Here is a 14,860-nt window from a genome sequence, read left to right on the forward strand (position 1 = left end):
TGGTGGTGTACGGCGTGAGTCTGGTGCCGTGGTGCGACGGAAGGGACGGCATGTACGGCTGGATCTGGCGGCATCTGCCGGGAAACGCCTTGGTGAAGGCGCTGATCTCGATCGTGCTGGTTCTGGCTGTGGTGTACGTCCTGTTCCAGTACGTCTTCCCGTGGGCCGAACCGCTGCTTCCCTTCAACGATGTGACGGTGGACAACCAGTGAGCGCGCGCATTCTCGTCGTCGACAACTACGACAGCTTCGTCTTCAACCTGGTCCAGTACCTCTACCAGCTGGGTGCCGAGTGCGAGGTCCTGCGCAACGACGAGGTCTCCACGGCCCATGCGCAGGACGGCTTCGACGGCGTCCTGCTCTCCCCGGGACCGGGCACGCCGGAGCAGGCCGGCGTCTGCGTCGACATGGTCCGCCACTGTGCGACGACCGGCGTCCCCGTCTTCGGCGTCTGCCTGGGCATGCAGTCGATGCAGGTGGCGTACGGCGGCGTGGTGGACAGGGCGCCGGAGCTGCTGCACGGCAAGACGTCGCCGGTCGAGCACGAGGGCGAGGGCGTCTTCGCCGGGCTGCCCTCGCCCTTCACGGCGACCCGCTACCACTCCCTGGCGGCCGAGCCGGCGACGGTGCCCGACGAGCTGAAGGTCACGGCCCGCACCCACGACGGCATCATCATGGGCCTGCGCCACCGGGAACTGCCGGTCGAGGGCGTGCAGTTCCATCCGGAGTCGGTGCTGACCGAGCACGGCCACCGGATGCTCGCCAACTGGCTGGTGGAGTGCGGCGACGAGAGTGCGGTGGCGAGGTCGGCGGGCCTGGCGCCGGTGGTGGGCAGGGCCACGGCGTGACCGCGCTGCGCCCCGAGCGCGAGGACCTCTACGGCGGCCTGCCGTACGAGCCTCCCCTGGACGACGAGACGGTGGCCCTGCGGATACCGCAGCCACCGGAGTCCGCGTTCGGCGGCGAGCCCCTGGCCGGTTCTGGAGCCCCGGCCCCCTCTCCCGCTCCTGGAACCCCCGCCGGTGGCCGAGCGGCCCGCAGAAAGGCCGCCAAGCGCCGTCACGGGCGTCGTGGCGGCGACGGCGCGGTCCCCGCGCCCGCCCGGACCGAGGAGTCGCCGTCGCGGCCGCTCTCCCGGGTGGAGGCCCGGCGGCAGGCGCGGGCGCGCAAGCCCGGCGCGGCCGTGATCGCCAGCCGCGCCGTCGGCGAGGTGTTCATCACCACGGGCGTGCTGATGCTGCTGTTCGTCACCTACCAGCTGTGGTGGACGAACGTCCGGGCGCACGCGCAGGCGGACCAGGAGGCGAGCAGCCTCCAGGACGACTGGGCGAACGGCAAACGCAACCCGGGGACCTTCTCGCCGGGGCAGGGATTCGCCCTCCTGCACATCCCCAAGCTGGACGTGGTGGTGCCGATCGCCGAGGGCACCAGCAACAAGAAGGTGCTCGACAAGGGCATGGTCGGGCACTACGGCGAGGGCGCCCTGGAGACGGCCATGCCCGACGCGAAGACCGGCAACTTCGGGCTCGCGGGCCACCGCAACACGCACGGCGAGCCGTTCCGGTACATCAACAAGCTCCAGCCCGGCGACGCGATCGTCGTCGAGACGCAGGACGAGTACTACGTCTACAAGATGGCGTCGATGCTGCCGGTGACCTCGCCGAGCAACGTGAGCGTCCTCGAACCCGTGCCGGTGGGCTCCGGATTCACCGGGCCGGGCCGGTACATCACCCTGACGACGTGCACGCCGGAGTTCACCAGCAAGTACCGGTTGATCGTCTGGGGCAAGATGGTCGAGGAACGGCCGCGCAGCAAGGGCAAGCCGGATGCGCTCGTCGAGTAGGGGCAGATGACCGTGGCAGCGACCACCGACGACACTGAGCACGCAGAACCCGCGGAACCCGCGGATCGCGCGGATCGCGCGGATCGCGCGGAGCACACCGACCTGTCCCCGCCCGCGCCGCGGTGCCGCGGCCGGATCGCCCTGGCGGTGAGCGTCTTCGGCGAACTCCTCATCACGGCCGGGCTGGTGCTCGGCCTGTTCGTCGTCTACTCCCTGTGGTGGACCAACGTCATAGCCGACCGCAGGGCGGACCAGCAGGGCGACAAGGTGCGGGACACCTGGGCCGCCGAGGACACCGGCCCCGGTGCGCTCGACACCAAGAACGGCATCGGCTTCCTGCACGTGCCCGCCATGAACAACGGTGAGGTCCTGGTCGAGAAGGGCACCTCCTCGAAGATCCTCAACGACGGCGTCGCCGGCTACTACACCGACCCCGTCAAGGCCACGCTCCCCACCAGCGGCAAGGACGGCAACTTCTCGCTGGCCGCCCACCGCGACGGCCACGGCGCGAAGTTCCACAACATCGACAAGCTGAAGAAGGGCGACCCGATCGTCTTCGAGACGCGGGACAACTGGTACGTCTACACGGTGTACGCCGTCCTTGCGGAGACGTCGAAGTACAACGTCGAGGTCCTCGGCGCCGTCCCGAAGGAGTCGGGCCGGAAGAAGGCCGGCAAGTACATCACGCTGACCACCTGCACGCCGGTCTACACGAGCCGGTACCGGTACGTGGTCTGGGGCGAGCTGGAGCGCGTGGAGAAGGTGGACGCGGACCGGACGCCGCCGAAGGAACTGCGCTGACCTCGCGAGAGCGCCGCCCGCGCGGGAACGCCGGGGACAGCGGCTGACCACGAACGACACGGGCCCTGCCGGATCGACCGGCAGGGCCCGACGCGTCGGTGGGGGCGGGGTCAGTCCTCCCCGTCGCCTCCGCCGAAGAAGTTCGTCCCGCCGTTGTCGCCGTTACCGCCGTCGTTGTTGCCGTTGTTGCCGCCGGCGGCGACCAGGTTGACCGTCTGCCCCTTGCTCACCGTGGTGCCCGGCTGCGGATCGGAGCTGATGACGACGGCGTTGTCGTCGCTGGAGCCGGTGACGTTGCCGACGGTGAGGCCCGCGTCCTCGATGGCCTTCTTGGCGTCCTTCAGGCTCAGGCCCTGGAGGTTGCCCGGGACCTGGGTCTGGGTGCTGCGGCCGATCTGGATCTGGACCGTGGAGCCCTTGTCGGCCTGGGAGTTGGCCGACGGCGTGGTCTGGATGACCTTGCCGACCTGGTTCTGGTCCTGGGTGTCGACCTCGGTGCAGCTGCCGACGAGGTTGTTGGCCTCCATCTGGGCCTTGGCCTCGTCACAGGTCTTGCCGGAGACGTCGGGGACGGTGGCCTTCTCCTCGGCCTTGGCGATGGTGAGGGTGATCGTGGACCCCTTCTCCACCTCGTTGCCCAGCTCCGGGTCCTGCCCGATGACCGTGCCCGCCTCCTCCGAGGAGACCTCTTCCTTCGTCTCGACGACCAGCTGGTACTTGTCGCCCTCCAGCGTCGACTTGGCCTCTTCCAGGGTCTTGCCGAGGACGCTGGGCACGGCGACCTTCGGCGCACCGGTCGAGACGACGATGTTGACCGTGTCGCCCTTGTCGACCTCGGTGCCGGCCTTGGGGTCCTGCTCGCAGACGCTGCCCTTCGGCGTGTCCTCGCAGGCTTCCTCGGTGCTCACCAGCTTCAGCTCGACGTTGTCGGCCATCGTCTGGGCGCGTTCCGCGGTCTGACCGACGAAGTTCGGTGCCTCGAACGGCTGGTCCTCGGCGCTGCCGCTGAACGCCCACTTGCCGATCAGGATCGCGCCGACGAGCACCAGCACGGCCGCGACGACCAGCAGGATCGTCGAGGTGTTGGACTTCTTCTGGCGGCGCCGGTCGGGGCGGTCGTCGTAGCCGAAGCCGCCGTCGTCCGGGCTCATCGGGGGCAGCATCGTGGTGGCGCCGGCGTCCGTGGAGCGCAGGGCCGTGGTGGGCTGGTCGTCGGGGTAGCCCCCGTAGCCGACGGAGCCCATCGCCGCCGTGGCCGCGACCGGCTGGCCGTCGAGGCAGGCCTCGATGTCGGCGCGCATCTCGTCGGCGGACTGGTAGCGGTAGTTCGGGTCCTTGACCAGCGCCTTCAGGACGATGGCGTCCATCTCGGGGGTGATCTCGGGGTCGAAGACGCTGGGCGCCTGCGGTTCCTCGCGGACGTGCTGGTAGGCGACCGCGACCGGGGAGTCGCCGACGAACGGCGGCCGGACGGTCAGCAGTTCGTAGAGGAGACAGCCCGTGGAGTAGAGGTCCGAGCGGGCGTCCACCTGCTCGCCCTTGGCCTGCTCCGGGGAGAGGTACTGGGCGGTGCCGATGACCGCGGCCGTCTGCGTCATCGTCATGCCGGCGTCGCCCATGGCGCGGGCGATGCCGAAGTCCATCACCTTGACCTGGCCGTTGCGCGTCAGCATGACGTTCGCCGGTTTGATGTCGCGGTGGACGATGCCGGCCCGGTGCGAGTACTCCAGGGCCTGGAGGATGCCGATGGTCATCTCCAGCGTCCGCTCCGGCAGCAGCTTGCGGCCGGAGTGCAGCAGCTCACGCAGGGTGGAGCCGTCGACGTACTCCATGACGATGTACGGGATCGAGACCCCGTCGATGTAGTCCTCGCCCGTGTCGTAGACCGCGACGATCGCGGGGTGGTTGAGCGAGGCGGCAGACTGGGCCTCCCGGCGGAACCGGGCCTGGAAGGAAGGGTCGCGCGCGAGGTCCACGCGCAGCGTCTTCACCGCCACGGTGCGGCCGAGGCGGGTGTCATGCGCGAGGTAGACCTCGGCCATGCCACCACGGCCGAGCACATGGCCCAGCTCGTACCGGCCGCCGAGGCGACGCGGCTCTTCCATAGCTACCTACCAGCCCTCTCCGTCGGTCCCGACCGGCACACATGTGCGGCCGGAGGCTGCCGTCCGGGCATTACCGTACCCGGACGGCGCTGCGTGACCTGGCCAAGCCCGTCACCCGATACAGGACCGGTATCGCAACGTGCACCGATGTGTAGGCGACGTGATCGGGGTCACTTCTTGCTGTCGATGACTGCCTGCATCACTTTCTTCGCGATCGGCGCGGCCAGACCGCCACCGGTGATGTCGTCGCGGTTGGCGGAGCCGTCCTCGACGACCACGGCGACGGCGACCGGCGAGCTGCCGTCGGACAGCTTGGCGTAGGAGATGAACCAGGCGTACGGCTTCTCGCTGTTGTTCAGGCCGTGCTGGGCGGTACCGGTCTTGCCGCCGACGGTGACGCCGTCGATCTGCGCGCTCGTACCCGTACCGGTCTTCACGACCGTCTCCATCATCTGCTGGAGCTTCTGCGCGGTCTCCGAGGACACCGCCTGGGACAGCTCCTGCGGCTCGGTCGTCTCGATGGTGTCGAGGTTGGCGGCCTTGAGCTGGTCGACCATGTACGGCTTCATCAGCTTGCCGTCGTTGGCGACGGCCGAGGCGACCATCGCCATCTGGAGCGGGGTGGCCCGGTTGGAGGCCTGGCCGATGCCGTCCATCGCGTTCTGCGGGCGGTTGTCCTCGGGGTAGACGCTCTCGGAGGCGCGGACCGGGGTGTCCAGCTCGGCGTTGTTGTAGCCGAACTTCTCCGCCTGCTCGATCATCTTCTCGCTGCCCACGGTGTCGGCCAGCTTCGCGAAGACGGTGTTGCAGGAGACCCGCAGGGCCTCGCGCAGGGTGGCGTTCTCGCAGTCGCCGTGCTCGTTGGTGAGGTCCGTGGTGGTCTGCGGCAGCTGGTACGGGTCCGGCGTGTCGGTGGCCTCGTCGATGCCCGAGACGACGCCGTTCTCCAGCGCGGCGGCCGCGGTGACGACCTTGAAGGTGGAACCCGGCGGGTACGTCTCGCGCAGCGCCCGGTTCAGCATCGGGTCGTCCTCGTTGTTCTCCTTCTGGACGGCCTTCCAGGCCTCGGCGTCCGAGTCGGACGTCCCCGCGAACTTCGACGGGTCGTACGACGGCGTGGAGACCAGCGCGAGGATCTTGCCGGTGGTCGGGTCGATCGCGGCGACGGCGCCCTTCTTGTCGCCCAGCCCGTTGTACGCGGCCTTCTGGGCGGCGGCGTTGAGGGTGGTGACGACGCTGCCGCCCTCCTTCTTCTTGCCCGTGATCATGTCGAGCGTGTTGCGGAAGAAGAGCCGGTCGTCGTTGCCGGTGAGGATGCCGTCCTCCAGCTTCTCCAGCTGGTTGGCGCCGAAGGCCTGCGAGGAGTAGCCGGTGACGGGCGCCCACATGGCGCCGTTCGTCCAGGTGCGCTTGTACTTGTAGTCACCGCTGGTGGCCTCGACGGACCCGGTGATCGCCTTGCCGTCGACGATGATGTCGCCGCGCGGGGTGGCGTAGCGCGCGATGTTGACGCGGCGGTTGTCGTCGTCGCCGGCCAGGTCGTCGGCCTTGGCGTACTGGAGCCAGTTGTCGCGGATGAGCAGGGTGAGGATCAGGAGTCCGCAGAAGATCGCGATCCGGCGCAGGGGCTTGTTCATGACGGGCGGACCACCTGGGTCATCTCGGCGTCGGGGTTGGCGGCGGGGGCCGGGGCGGGGCGGCGCGCGGTGTCGCTGATTCTCAGCAGGATGCCGACGAGCGCCCAGTTGGCGATGACGGAGGAACCGCCGTACGCCAGGAACGGCATCGTCATACCGGTGAGCGGGATGAGGCCCATCACACCGCCGGCGACGACGAAGACCTGGAGCGCGAAGGCGCCGGACAGGCCGATGGCGAGCAGTTTGCCGAACGGGTCGCGGGCGGCGAGGGCGGTGCGCACACCGCGCTCGGCGATCAGGCCGTACAGCAGCAGCAGCGCCATGATGCCCGCCAGGCCCAGCTCCTCGCCGAAGGTGGCGAGGATGAAGTCGGAGTTGGCGGCGAACCGGATCAGCTCGGAGTGGCCCTGGCCCCAGCCGGTGCCGAGGGTGCCGCCGGAGCCGAACGCCCACAGCGCCTGCATGGCCTGCTCGGAGTGGCCGACGACGCCCTCACGGGAGAGCGTGTACTCCTTCATCGGGTCGAGCCAGGCCTGGACACGCTGCTGGACGTGGGGTTCGAAGCTGGCCACGCCGACCGCGCCGGCCGCGGACATCAGCAGACCGAAGACGATCCAGCTGGTCCGCTCGGTGGCGACGTACAGCATGATGACGAACATTCCGAAGAACAGCAGCGAGGTGCCGAGGTCGGTCTCGAAGACCAGGATCAGGATCGAGATGAACCAGACCACCAGGATCGGGCCGAGGTCGCGGCCGCGCGGCAGGTACAGGCCCATGAAGCGGCGGCTGGCGAGCGCGAGCGCGTCCCGCTTCACCATCAGGTAGCCGGCGAAGAAGATCGCGAGGACGATCTTGGCGAACTCGCCGGGCTGGATGGAGAAGCTGCCGACCTGGATCCAGATCTTGGCGCCGTAGATGTTCTTGCCGAGGCCGGGCACCAGCGGCAGCAGCAGCAGGATCAGCGCGCCGACCATGGAGATGTAGGTGTAGCGCTGGAGGACGCGGTGGTCCTTGAGGAAGATCAGCACCGCGATGAAGAACGCGATGCCCATCGCCGTGTACATCAGCTGGCGCGGCGCGGCGGTGCCGGCCTGCTGGATGGACTGGAGCAGCTCGGACTGGTCCAGCCGCCAGATCGCGACGAGCCCGAGTCCGTTCAGCAGGGTCGCCAGCGGCAGCAGCAGCGGGTCGGCGTACGGCGCGAACTTGCGCACCACGAGGTGGGCGACGCCGGCCAGCAGGCCGAGGCCCAGGCCATAGCTGAGCAGGCCGGCGGGCACTTGCTCGTTGATGGCGAGGCCCACGTTGGCGTAGGCGAACACCGGGATGGCGACGGCGAACACCAGCAGCGCGAGCTCGGTGTTGCGCCGGCTCGGCGTGCCGATCGAGCCGATCGTGGACGTGTGGTGCGTCGGCGTGTTGGTTGAACTGCTCATCGTGTGACGGGGCCTCTCACGGCTTGCCTACTGCTTACCGCACAGCGAGACGACCTTCTGCTCCTCCTCCGAGAGGCTGGGGCCGGGGCTGGGAGTGGCGGTCGCGGTTGCGGACGGGGACGCGGACACCGAGGGGCTCGGTGTCGCCTTGGACGTGAGGGAGGAGGGAGTGGTTCCCGTGGTGCCTCCGGCCTCGCCCTCGCCCGTCTTGGAGGTCTTCTCGCCCGGGCTCTTGGCCTGCTGGGCCGTCTCCGCCTGCTTGCGGCACGCGGAGGCCTGCACGGCCAGTTCGTCGATCTTCTTCCGGGCGGTGGACAGGCTGCCTTCGGCGATCGTCGCCTCGACCAGCTTCTGCTGGTACTCGGGGAGGTACTTGAGTTCGATCTCGGGGTGGTCCTTCTCCACCTTCGAGAGCGAAACCCAGGCCAGGTCCTGGCTGATGCCCCGGTACAGCGCGACGTGCTCGCCCTTGGTGCCGACGTAGTACTGCGTCTGCGTCCAGCGCCAGCCGCCGTACAGGCCGCCGCCGATGACGGCGAGGGCGAGACCGCCGTAGAGGGATCTCTTCAGCCACCTGCGGCCCTTGCGCGGCTTGACGAAGTCGTCGTCGGTGTAGTCGCCGAAGCCGCCGGTGGGGATGAACCCGGTCACGTCGCCGGAGCCGGGCGGGCCGAACTCGCCGCCGCCCTGTCCGCCGCCGCGGCGGCCGAGGCCCGCGGCGCGGCCGGCGGGGGTCTGCATGATGCCGTTGTCGTGCAGCTGGTGCTGGTTCTCGGCGACGGCGCCGACCACGACCGGGGTGTCGGACAGCTGCCCGGCGAGGGTGTCACCGGTGTCCAGGTCGAGGACGTCGGCGACGATCACCGTGATGTTGTCGGGGCCGCCGCCGCGCAGCGCGAGCTGGATCAGCTCCTGCACGGTCTCCTGCGGGCCCTGATAGCTGGCGAGGGTGTCCTCGAGGGTCTGGTGGGAGACGACGCCGGAGAGGCCGTCGGAGCAGATCAGGTAGCGGTCACCGGCCCGGACCTCGCGGATCGACAGGTCGGGCTCGACGTGCTCACCGCTGCCGAGCGCCCGCATCAGCAGGGAGCGCTGGGGGTGGGTGGTGGCCTCTTCCTCGGTGATGCGGCCCTCGTCGACCAGCCTCTGGACCCAGGTGTGGTCCTGGGTGATCTGCGTCAGCGCCCCGTCGCGCAGCAGATAGGCGCGCGAGTCGCCGACGTGCACCAGGCCGAGCCGCTGGCCCGTCCACAGCAGGGCGGTGAGCGTCGTCCCCATGCCTTCGAGCTGGGGGTCCTCCTCGACCAGGGCGCGCAACTGGTCGTTGGCGCGCTGCACGGCCGTACCGAGCGAGGTGAGGACGTCGGAGCCGGGCACGTCGTCGTCGAGCGCGACGATCGTGGAGATCGCCTCGGAGGAGGCGACCTCACCGGCGGCGGCGCCGCCCATGCCGTCGGCGATGGCGAGCAGGCGCGGACCGGCGTAACCGGAGTCCTCGTTGCCCTCCCGGATCATCCCCTTGTGCGATCCGGCGGCGAAGCGCAGTGACAGACTCATGCCCACCTCGCCCGTCGGCCCCGGGTACAGCCGGTCGTGTCGAGCCACACTGCCCACCCTCCGGTCGGGAGCGCGCCGGGGCCCGGGGTGCCGGCCGCCGCTGCGTGCTCGCTCCGCTCGCGCTCACTCATGATGTAGCACTACTTCCGCAGCTCGATGACGGTCTTGCCGATACGGATCGGCGCGCCCAGCTGGATCGGTGTGGGAGTCGTCAGCCGCGTTCGGTCGAGGTACGTGCCGTTGGTGGAGCCCAGGTCCTCGACGATCCACTGGCCGTCGCGGTCCGGGTAGATCCTGGCATGGCGGCTGGAGGCGTAGTCGTCGTCCAGCACGATCGTGCTGTCGTGCGCGCGGCCCAGCGAGATCGTCTGGCCCTGGAGCGCGACGGTCGTGCCGGTGAGGGTGCCTTCGGTCACCACCAGCTTGGAGGGGGCGTTACGGCGCTGGCGGCCGCCGCCGGCCTGCTGGCGCTGCTGCGGGGGCGCGGCCTGCCGGGCGGCCTGCTGCGCCCGTCCGCTCTCCCGGCGCGAGCCGCGCTGGGTGACGCGCGTACCGAACAGGTCGCTGCGGATGACCTGCACGGCCACGATCACGAACAGCCACAGTACGGCCAGGAAACCCAGCCGCATGACCGTGAGGGTCAGCTCTGACATTGCCCCCGCTTCACCCTTCGGCTTGCCTATAGATAACGGTGGTGCTGCCCACGACGATCCGCGAGCCGTCGCGGAGCGTAGCGCGGGTGGTGTGCTGCCCGTCCACCACGATGCCGTTGGTGGAACCGAGATCCTGGATCGTCGAGGGCGAACCGGTCCGGATCTCGCAGTGCCGGCGGGAGACGCCGGGGTCGTCGATCCGCACGTCGGCCTCGGTGCTGCGACCCAGTACGAGCGTGGCGCGGGAGATCTGGTGGCGGGTGCCGTTGATCTCGATCCAGTGGCGGGTGCGGGAACCGGGCTGCGGTGCGCCGACCGGACCGCCGCCGCCGGCCGCGCCGGGGCGCTGGCCGCCTGCCGCGGGCGGGTAGCCGTAGCCGCCGGCACGGGCGCCGGGCGGCGGGGAGGACGGCATGGGCGGCGCGGCGGCGGGCGAATGGCCGTAGCCGCCGGGGCGCTGGCCGCCGGCCGCGGGCGCGCGCTCGGGGTCCTGGCTGCTGGAGGAGGCGAGCGTACGGCTGCGCACGCGGTACAGGCCGGTGTCGAGGTCGTCCGCCTTCTCCAGGTTGACCTTGATCGCTCCCATGAAGGTGTAGCGCTGCTGCTTGGCGTAGTCGCGCACCATGCCGGCGAGCTCGTCGCCGAGCTGGCCGGAGTAGGGGCTGAGGCGCTCGTAGTCCGGCGCGCTCAGCTCCACGATGAAGTCGTTGGGCACGACCGTGCGGTCGCGGTTCCAGATCGTCGCGTTGTTGTCGCACTCCCGCTGGAGCGCTCCGGCGATCTCCACGGGCTGGACCTCGGACTTGAAGACCTTGGCGAAGGTGCCGTTGACCAGACCCTCGAGACGCTGCTCGAATTTCTTCAGGACTCCCATGGGGCACCTCCTCCGTCGTGACTTGCGTCCCGCGTCCTGCTGCTTACCTGGTACTGCTTACTGATCGTATCCACGCGCCGGTGAATCGGCTGGTTCCCCCTGTCGGCCCCGTCGACGGGTGTCGACACCCTCTCCCTACCTGCTTCTGCCCAGGATCCGTTCCCCTGCCTCGGGCAGGGGCCGTACCTGTTTCTGCCCAGGATCGTAGAGGCGCCCGAGGACCAGTGTCCCGCACCTGACTGTGGACCTGGCCCGGCTGCCGGGGAGACGGCCGTCATAGGTACGAGGTTGATACGTGAACCGGTCGCCGCCGGGACGTTCGGGTCGCCGCACGTCCACGGCCCCCTGCCCAGGGAGAAGGGATGTGAACGCACCCTCGCCAGCGTGCTAATGTTCTGCATGTCGGAAGGCGCCGGGCCGAAAAGCCCACAAGCCCGAGGACACACCCAATGCGCGGGTGGCGGAATAGGCAGACGCGCTGGATTCAGGTTCCAGTGCCCGCAAGGGCGTGGGGGTTCAACTCCCCCCTCGCGCACAGCGGAAGCCCCGCAGGTCTTAGACCTGCGGGGCTTCTTCGTGTTCGGGTTGGCTCATGTTCGGGGTGGGGTGTGGCCGGTGGGTTCTGGTCGGGGTGTGTGGTGTTCGGGGTGAGGGGGACGGCTGCGGGCTGCGGTGCGAGCGCGGGTGCGGGTGTGTGTGGGGGGGGCGGGTGCGGGTGGGGTGCGGGGTTCGCGCGCGTGAGCTATCTCACGGGCCGGATGTCGGGGTGTGCGGGGGACGCCGGCGTGAGGCGTGGGGGAGTTGTCCACAGGTGGGGAGTTGTCCACAGGTCTGACGCGGTTCGGCCGTCGAGCTGTACGGTCGGCTCGAGTTGATGTTCGGCTCGTCTCGTCGAGCCGGGGTACGAATGACGCGTGACATGCGGGGGAGGCGGTCATGGTGGCCGATGTGACCGAGGGCGGAGCTGGGCGGGCCGCGGGTGCGGATGCGGTCGGTAAAGAGCGGCTGCCGCGGGTGCCCGGGTTCGCCGAGTGGCCTGCCGCGGGATCTCCCAAGGAGGAGGGCAAGGCGCTGCGCCACCGGGTGCCGCGCTCGGCCCACGCCGGACTCGACCTGGACGCCTCCCGCCCGGACGCGGTGACGGCGGTCGAGGAGTCCAACCGGGGCCGCATCCCCGACCTCACCCCGATAAGGGTGGGACGGATGGCGGCCACACCGTTCGCGTTCCTGCGCGGCTCGGCGGGCCTCATGGCGTACGACCTCGCCCGCACCCCCCTCACCGGGATCCGGGCCAGGATCTGCGGTGACGCGCACGCGGCCAACTTCGGTCTGTACGGCGACGCCCGCGGCCACCTGGTCATCGACCTGAACGACTTCGACGAGACCGTCGACGGCCCCTGGGAGTGGGACCTCAAGCGGCTCGCGACCTCGCTGGTGCTCGCGGGCCGGGTGGCCGGTGCCGACGAGGACACCTGCCGCAGCGCGGCCCATGACGCGGCCGGCGCCTACCGCCGCACCATGCGCCTGCTGGCGAAGCTGCCCGCGCTGGACGCGTGGAACGCCATCGCCGACGAGGAGTTGGTCTCCCACACCGACGCCCACGACCTGCTCGGCACCCTCGAACGGGTCTCGGAGAAGGCGCGGGCCAACACCAGTGGGCGGTTCGCGGCGAAGTCGACCGAGCCCACACCCGACGGGGGGCGCCGCTTCGTCGACGCCCCGCCGGTGCTGCGGCGCGTGTCCGACGCGGAGGCGGCGGCGGTCGCCGCGTCCCTGGAGCAGTACGTGACCACACTCCCCGAGGACCGCCTGCCCCTCCTCGCCCGGTACGCGGTGCACGACGTCGCCTTCCGGATCGTCGGCACGGGCAGCGTGGGGACCCGGTCGTACGTCGTCCTGCTGCTGGACCACCGGGGAGAGCCGCTGGTGCTCCAGGTGAAGGAGGCCCGCCCGTCGGCGCTGGTGCCGCACCTGCGGACCGCCGGCCTCGACACCCCGGACGTGGGCCACGAGGGGCGGCGGGTGGTCCTCGGCCAGAAGCGGATGCAGGTCGTCAGTGACATCCTGCTCGGCTGGACCACCGTCGACGGCCGCCCCTTCCAGGTCCGCCAGTTCCGCAACCGCAAGGGCAGCGTCGACCCGGCCGCCCTCGCCGCCGACCAGATCGACGACTACGGCCGGATGACCGGCGCCCTCCTGGCCCGCGCCCACTCCCACAGCGCCGACCCCCGCCTCGTCGCCGGCTACTGCGGCAAGAACGACGAGCTGGACGAGGCGGTCGCGGCGTTCGCCGTCGCGTACGCCGACCGCACGGAGGCTGACCACGCGGACCTGGTGGCGGCGGTGCGGGCGGGGAGGATCGCGGCGGAGACCGGCGTGTGAGGCGAGGGTCACGGTGCCCGCCCGCCCGTGGCCTACGCTGGTCGGGTGACGACCCCCGAAGCTGAGCAGGCGCGGCCCGAGGAGCGGCTCGAGCAGGCCGTGCGGGCCGCTGAGCAGGCGCTGATCGAGTTCGAGATCGCGGTGGAGACCTTCCGCGTCGAGGTCGAGAACTTCTCGCGGCTCCACCACCAGAAACTCGGTCCCATGTACACCCGGCTCGACGAGCTGGAGGCGCAGATAGCCGAGGCCCGTGCCGCCCGCAGCGGTGATCCGGAGGACGCGCGCAAGGCGGCCGAGGCGCGGGCGCGGGTGCTGCCGATGCCCGGGGTCGAGGAGCTGTTCCACGGCTGGATGGACGGTGACGGGCTGTTCCCGGAGGCCGCGGCGATGCTCACCGAGCAGCCCGTGCGGCCGCCGGAGCGGGTGCGGCCCAGTGACGAGGCCCGCAAGCTCTACCGCGAGCTGGCCCGCAAGGCCCACCCGGACCTGGCGCAGGAGGAGACGGAACGGACGCGGCGCGAGGAGTTCATCACCCGCGTCAACGCCGCCTACGCCCGTGGCGACGAGGTCGCGCTGCGGACCCTGGCCGAGGAGTGGGCGGCCGGTCCGGCGCCCGCAGAACGCAAGCCGAGCCCCAGCGAGGAGCTCTACGCCCGCCTGGAGTGGCTCGCCGAGCGCAAGGAACTGCTCGCGATGGTCGCCCGCGAGCTGGAGGAGAGCGCGATCGGCGGGATGCTCCGGCTGGCACCGGACGATCCCGACCGTCTCCTCGACGAGATCGCCGACCAGCTGCTGGCGGAGGTCGCCAAGAAGGAGGCCGAGCTGGCGGAGCTGGTGGGGTAGTCGCCCGGGCGGGGCCGGGGCCGTGTCGGGGCGGGCGGTGAGGATGACGGCGCGGCGGTGGTGACGGCGGCGTGGGGCGATGGCGGCGGTCCGGTCGGGGTGTGTGCCGTCCGGTAGCGTCGGGAGTATGAGTTTCGGAGCTGGTGTGCCCACGGTCGAGGTCGGGGACCTCAAGGACGACGACTTCCTGCTGGACGTCCGCGAGGACGACGAGTGGCAGGCGGGTCATGCCGAGGGGGCACTGCACATTCCCATCAGCGAGTTCGTCGCGCGGTACGGCGAGCTGACCGAGGCGGCGCCGCAGGACGGGCGGGTCCATGTGATCTGCCGCTCCGGTGGCCGTTCGGCCCAGGTCACGATGTACCTGGTGCAGCAGGGCATCGACGCGGTGAACGTCGAAGGCGGCATGCAGTACTGGGCGACGGTCGGCCGTCCGGTCGTGACCGACGAGGGACGGCCGGGTTTCGTCCTCTAGCGCGAGGGTTCCGCGGGTTCTGCGGGTTCCGCGGTTTCTCCGGTGCTCTGCGGGTTCCTCCGGCGCCCTTCGGACGGGTCGTTCGATCTGACGGTGTGTCATGAGTGGGGTCGGCGAGTGGCGTTCGGGGTGCCGTGAGGTCCGGGGTGTGCCGTGGGCCCCTTTCGTCCCGAGTCCGGACGGGGCGGTCCGGGGGGAGGGCTGCGCGGAGCGGGCGGGTCTGAGTACCGTTCCGTGCGACGACTGTGAGACGGC

13 protein-coding genes and 1 tRNA gene are annotated in these 14,860 nt (G+C 70.4%); 8 read left to right on the top strand and 6 right to left on the bottom strand.

Annotated elements, in window-relative coordinates:
- Positions 1–14 precede the first annotated feature (14 nt).
- Genes ACFYWQ_RS24765 through ACFYWQ_RS24780 form a run of 4 tightly spaced genes read left to right on the top strand, consistent with a single transcriptional unit; the run spans position 15 to position 2,643 of the window.
- The gene (locus ACFYWQ_RS24765; protein ID WP_389519424.1) at positions 15–212 is read left to right on the top strand and encodes a hypothetical protein; all 198 of its coding nucleotides are present in this window, start codon (positions 15–17) and stop codon (positions 210–212) included.
- A complete protein-coding gene (locus ACFYWQ_RS24770) occupies positions 209–847 on the top strand; it encodes an aminodeoxychorismate/anthranilate synthase component II (RefSeq protein ID WP_389519042.1) in 639 nt (212 codons plus the stop codon). The genes ACFYWQ_RS24765 and ACFYWQ_RS24770 overlap by 4 nt, the downstream gene beginning before the upstream one ends.
- The gene (locus ACFYWQ_RS24775) at positions 766–1,842 is read left to right on the top strand and encodes a class E sortase (RefSeq protein WP_389519394.1); all 1,077 of its coding nucleotides are present in this window, start codon (positions 766–768) and stop codon (positions 1,840–1,842) included. The genes ACFYWQ_RS24770 and ACFYWQ_RS24775 overlap by 82 nt, the downstream gene beginning before the upstream one ends.
- 6 nt (positions 1,843–1,848) lie before the next feature.
- Positions 1,849–2,643 (top strand): class E sortase, encoded by a 795-nt coding sequence (locus ACFYWQ_RS24780; protein ID WP_389519043.1) that lies wholly within the window; start codon positions 1,849–1,851, stop codon positions 2,641–2,643.
- A 110-nt stretch (positions 2,644–2,753) separates the two neighbouring features.
- Here ACFYWQ_RS24780 and pknB read toward each other — a convergent pair whose 3' ends face one another.
- The 6 genes from pknB to ACFYWQ_RS24810 form a co-directional block, all read right to left on the bottom strand.
- The gene (gene pknB, locus ACFYWQ_RS24785) at positions 2,754–4,748 is read right to left on the bottom strand and encodes a Stk1 family PASTA domain-containing Ser/Thr kinase (RefSeq protein ID WP_389519044.1); all 1,995 of its coding nucleotides are present in this window, start codon (positions 4,746–4,748) and stop codon (positions 2,754–2,756) included.
- 170 nt (positions 4,749–4,918) lie between these two features.
- Complete coding sequence (locus ACFYWQ_RS24790; RefSeq protein WP_389519045.1) at positions 4,919–6,385, bottom strand: peptidoglycan D,D-transpeptidase FtsI family protein; 1,467 nt, start codon at positions 6,383–6,385, stop codon at positions 4,919–4,921.
- The gene (locus tag ACFYWQ_RS24795; RefSeq protein ID WP_389519046.1) at positions 6,382–7,821 is read right to left on the bottom strand and encodes an FtsW/RodA/SpoVE family cell cycle protein; all 1,440 of its coding nucleotides are present in this window, start codon (positions 7,819–7,821) and stop codon (positions 6,382–6,384) included. The genes ACFYWQ_RS24790 and ACFYWQ_RS24795 overlap by 4 nt, the downstream gene beginning before the upstream one ends.
- 27 nt (positions 7,822–7,848) lie before the next feature.
- The gene (locus ACFYWQ_RS24800) at positions 7,849–9,378 is read right to left on the bottom strand and encodes a Stp1/IreP family PP2C-type Ser/Thr phosphatase (RefSeq protein ID WP_389519047.1); all 1,530 of its coding nucleotides are present in this window, start codon (positions 9,376–9,378) and stop codon (positions 7,849–7,851) included.
- A gap of 140 nt (positions 9,379–9,518) precedes the next feature.
- Positions 9,519–10,031 (bottom strand): FHA domain-containing protein, encoded by a 513-nt coding sequence (locus ACFYWQ_RS24805; protein WP_389519048.1) that lies wholly within the window; start codon positions 10,029–10,031, stop codon positions 9,519–9,521.
- Between the two features lie 10 nt (positions 10,032–10,041).
- On the bottom strand, positions 10,042–10,905 hold the full coding sequence (locus ACFYWQ_RS24810) for an FhaA domain-containing protein (protein ID WP_389519049.1): 864 nt from the start codon (positions 10,903–10,905) through the stop codon (positions 10,042–10,044).
- 451 nt (positions 10,906–11,356) lie between these two features.
- On the opposite strand from ACFYWQ_RS24810, the gene ACFYWQ_RS24815 reads away from it, so the two are divergent.
- From ACFYWQ_RS24815 to ACFYWQ_RS24830, 4 genes are all read left to right on the top strand, one after another.
- Positions 11,357–11,440 (top strand) — tRNA-Leu (locus ACFYWQ_RS24815).
- 401 nt (positions 11,441–11,841) lie between these two features.
- Complete coding sequence (locus ACFYWQ_RS24820) at positions 11,842–13,287, top strand: DUF2252 domain-containing protein (RefSeq protein WP_389519050.1); 1,446 nt, start codon at positions 11,842–11,844, stop codon at positions 13,285–13,287.
- Positions 13,288–13,332: 45 nt separating this feature from the next.
- Positions 13,333–14,130 carry a hypothetical protein gene (locus tag ACFYWQ_RS24825; protein ID WP_389519051.1) on the top strand — a complete coding sequence of 266 codons (798 nt, stop codon included), beginning with the start codon at positions 13,333–13,335 and terminating at the stop codon, positions 14,128–14,130.
- 145 nt (positions 14,131–14,275) lie between these two features.
- Entirely contained in the window at positions 14,276–14,605 is a 330-nt protein-coding gene (locus tag ACFYWQ_RS24830) for a rhodanese-like domain-containing protein (protein ID WP_389519396.1), read from the top strand.
- Positions 14,606–14,860 lie beyond the last annotated feature (255 nt).

Origin of the sequence: Streptomyces sp. NPDC003247 (assembly GCF_042888135.1) — a bacterium.
Lineage (GTDB): Bacteria > Actinomycetota > Actinomycetes > Streptomycetales > Streptomycetaceae > Streptomyces.

Excerpts from the sequence above, each read along its gene's own strand:
- ACFYWQ_RS24780 (WP_389519043.1), top strand. The coding sequence starts at position 1,849 with ATGACCGTGGCAGCGACCACCGACGACACTGAGCACGCAGAACCCGCG.
- pknB (WP_389519044.1), bottom strand. The coding sequence starts at position 4,748 with ATGGAAGAGCCGCGTCGCCTCGGCGGCCGGTACGAGCTGGGCCATGTG.
- ACFYWQ_RS24790 (WP_389519045.1), bottom strand. The coding sequence starts at position 6,385 with ATGAACAAGCCCCTGCGCCGGATCGCGATCTTCTGCGGACTCCTGATC.
- ACFYWQ_RS24795 (WP_389519046.1), bottom strand. The coding sequence starts at position 7,821 with ATGAGCAGTTCAACCAACACGCCGACGCACCACACGTCCACGATCGGC.
- ACFYWQ_RS24800 (WP_389519047.1), bottom strand. The coding sequence starts at position 9,378 with ATGAGTCTGTCACTGCGCTTCGCCGCCGGATCGCACAAGGGGATGATC.
- ACFYWQ_RS24805 (WP_389519048.1), bottom strand. The coding sequence starts at position 10,031 with ATGTCAGAGCTGACCCTCACGGTCATGCGGCTGGGTTTCCTGGCCGTA.
- ACFYWQ_RS24810 (WP_389519049.1), bottom strand. The coding sequence starts at position 10,905 with ATGGGAGTCCTGAAGAAATTCGAGCAGCGTCTCGAGGGTCTGGTCAAC.
- ACFYWQ_RS24820 (WP_389519050.1), top strand. The coding sequence starts at position 11,842 with ATGGTGGCCGATGTGACCGAGGGCGGAGCTGGGCGGGCCGCGGGTGCG.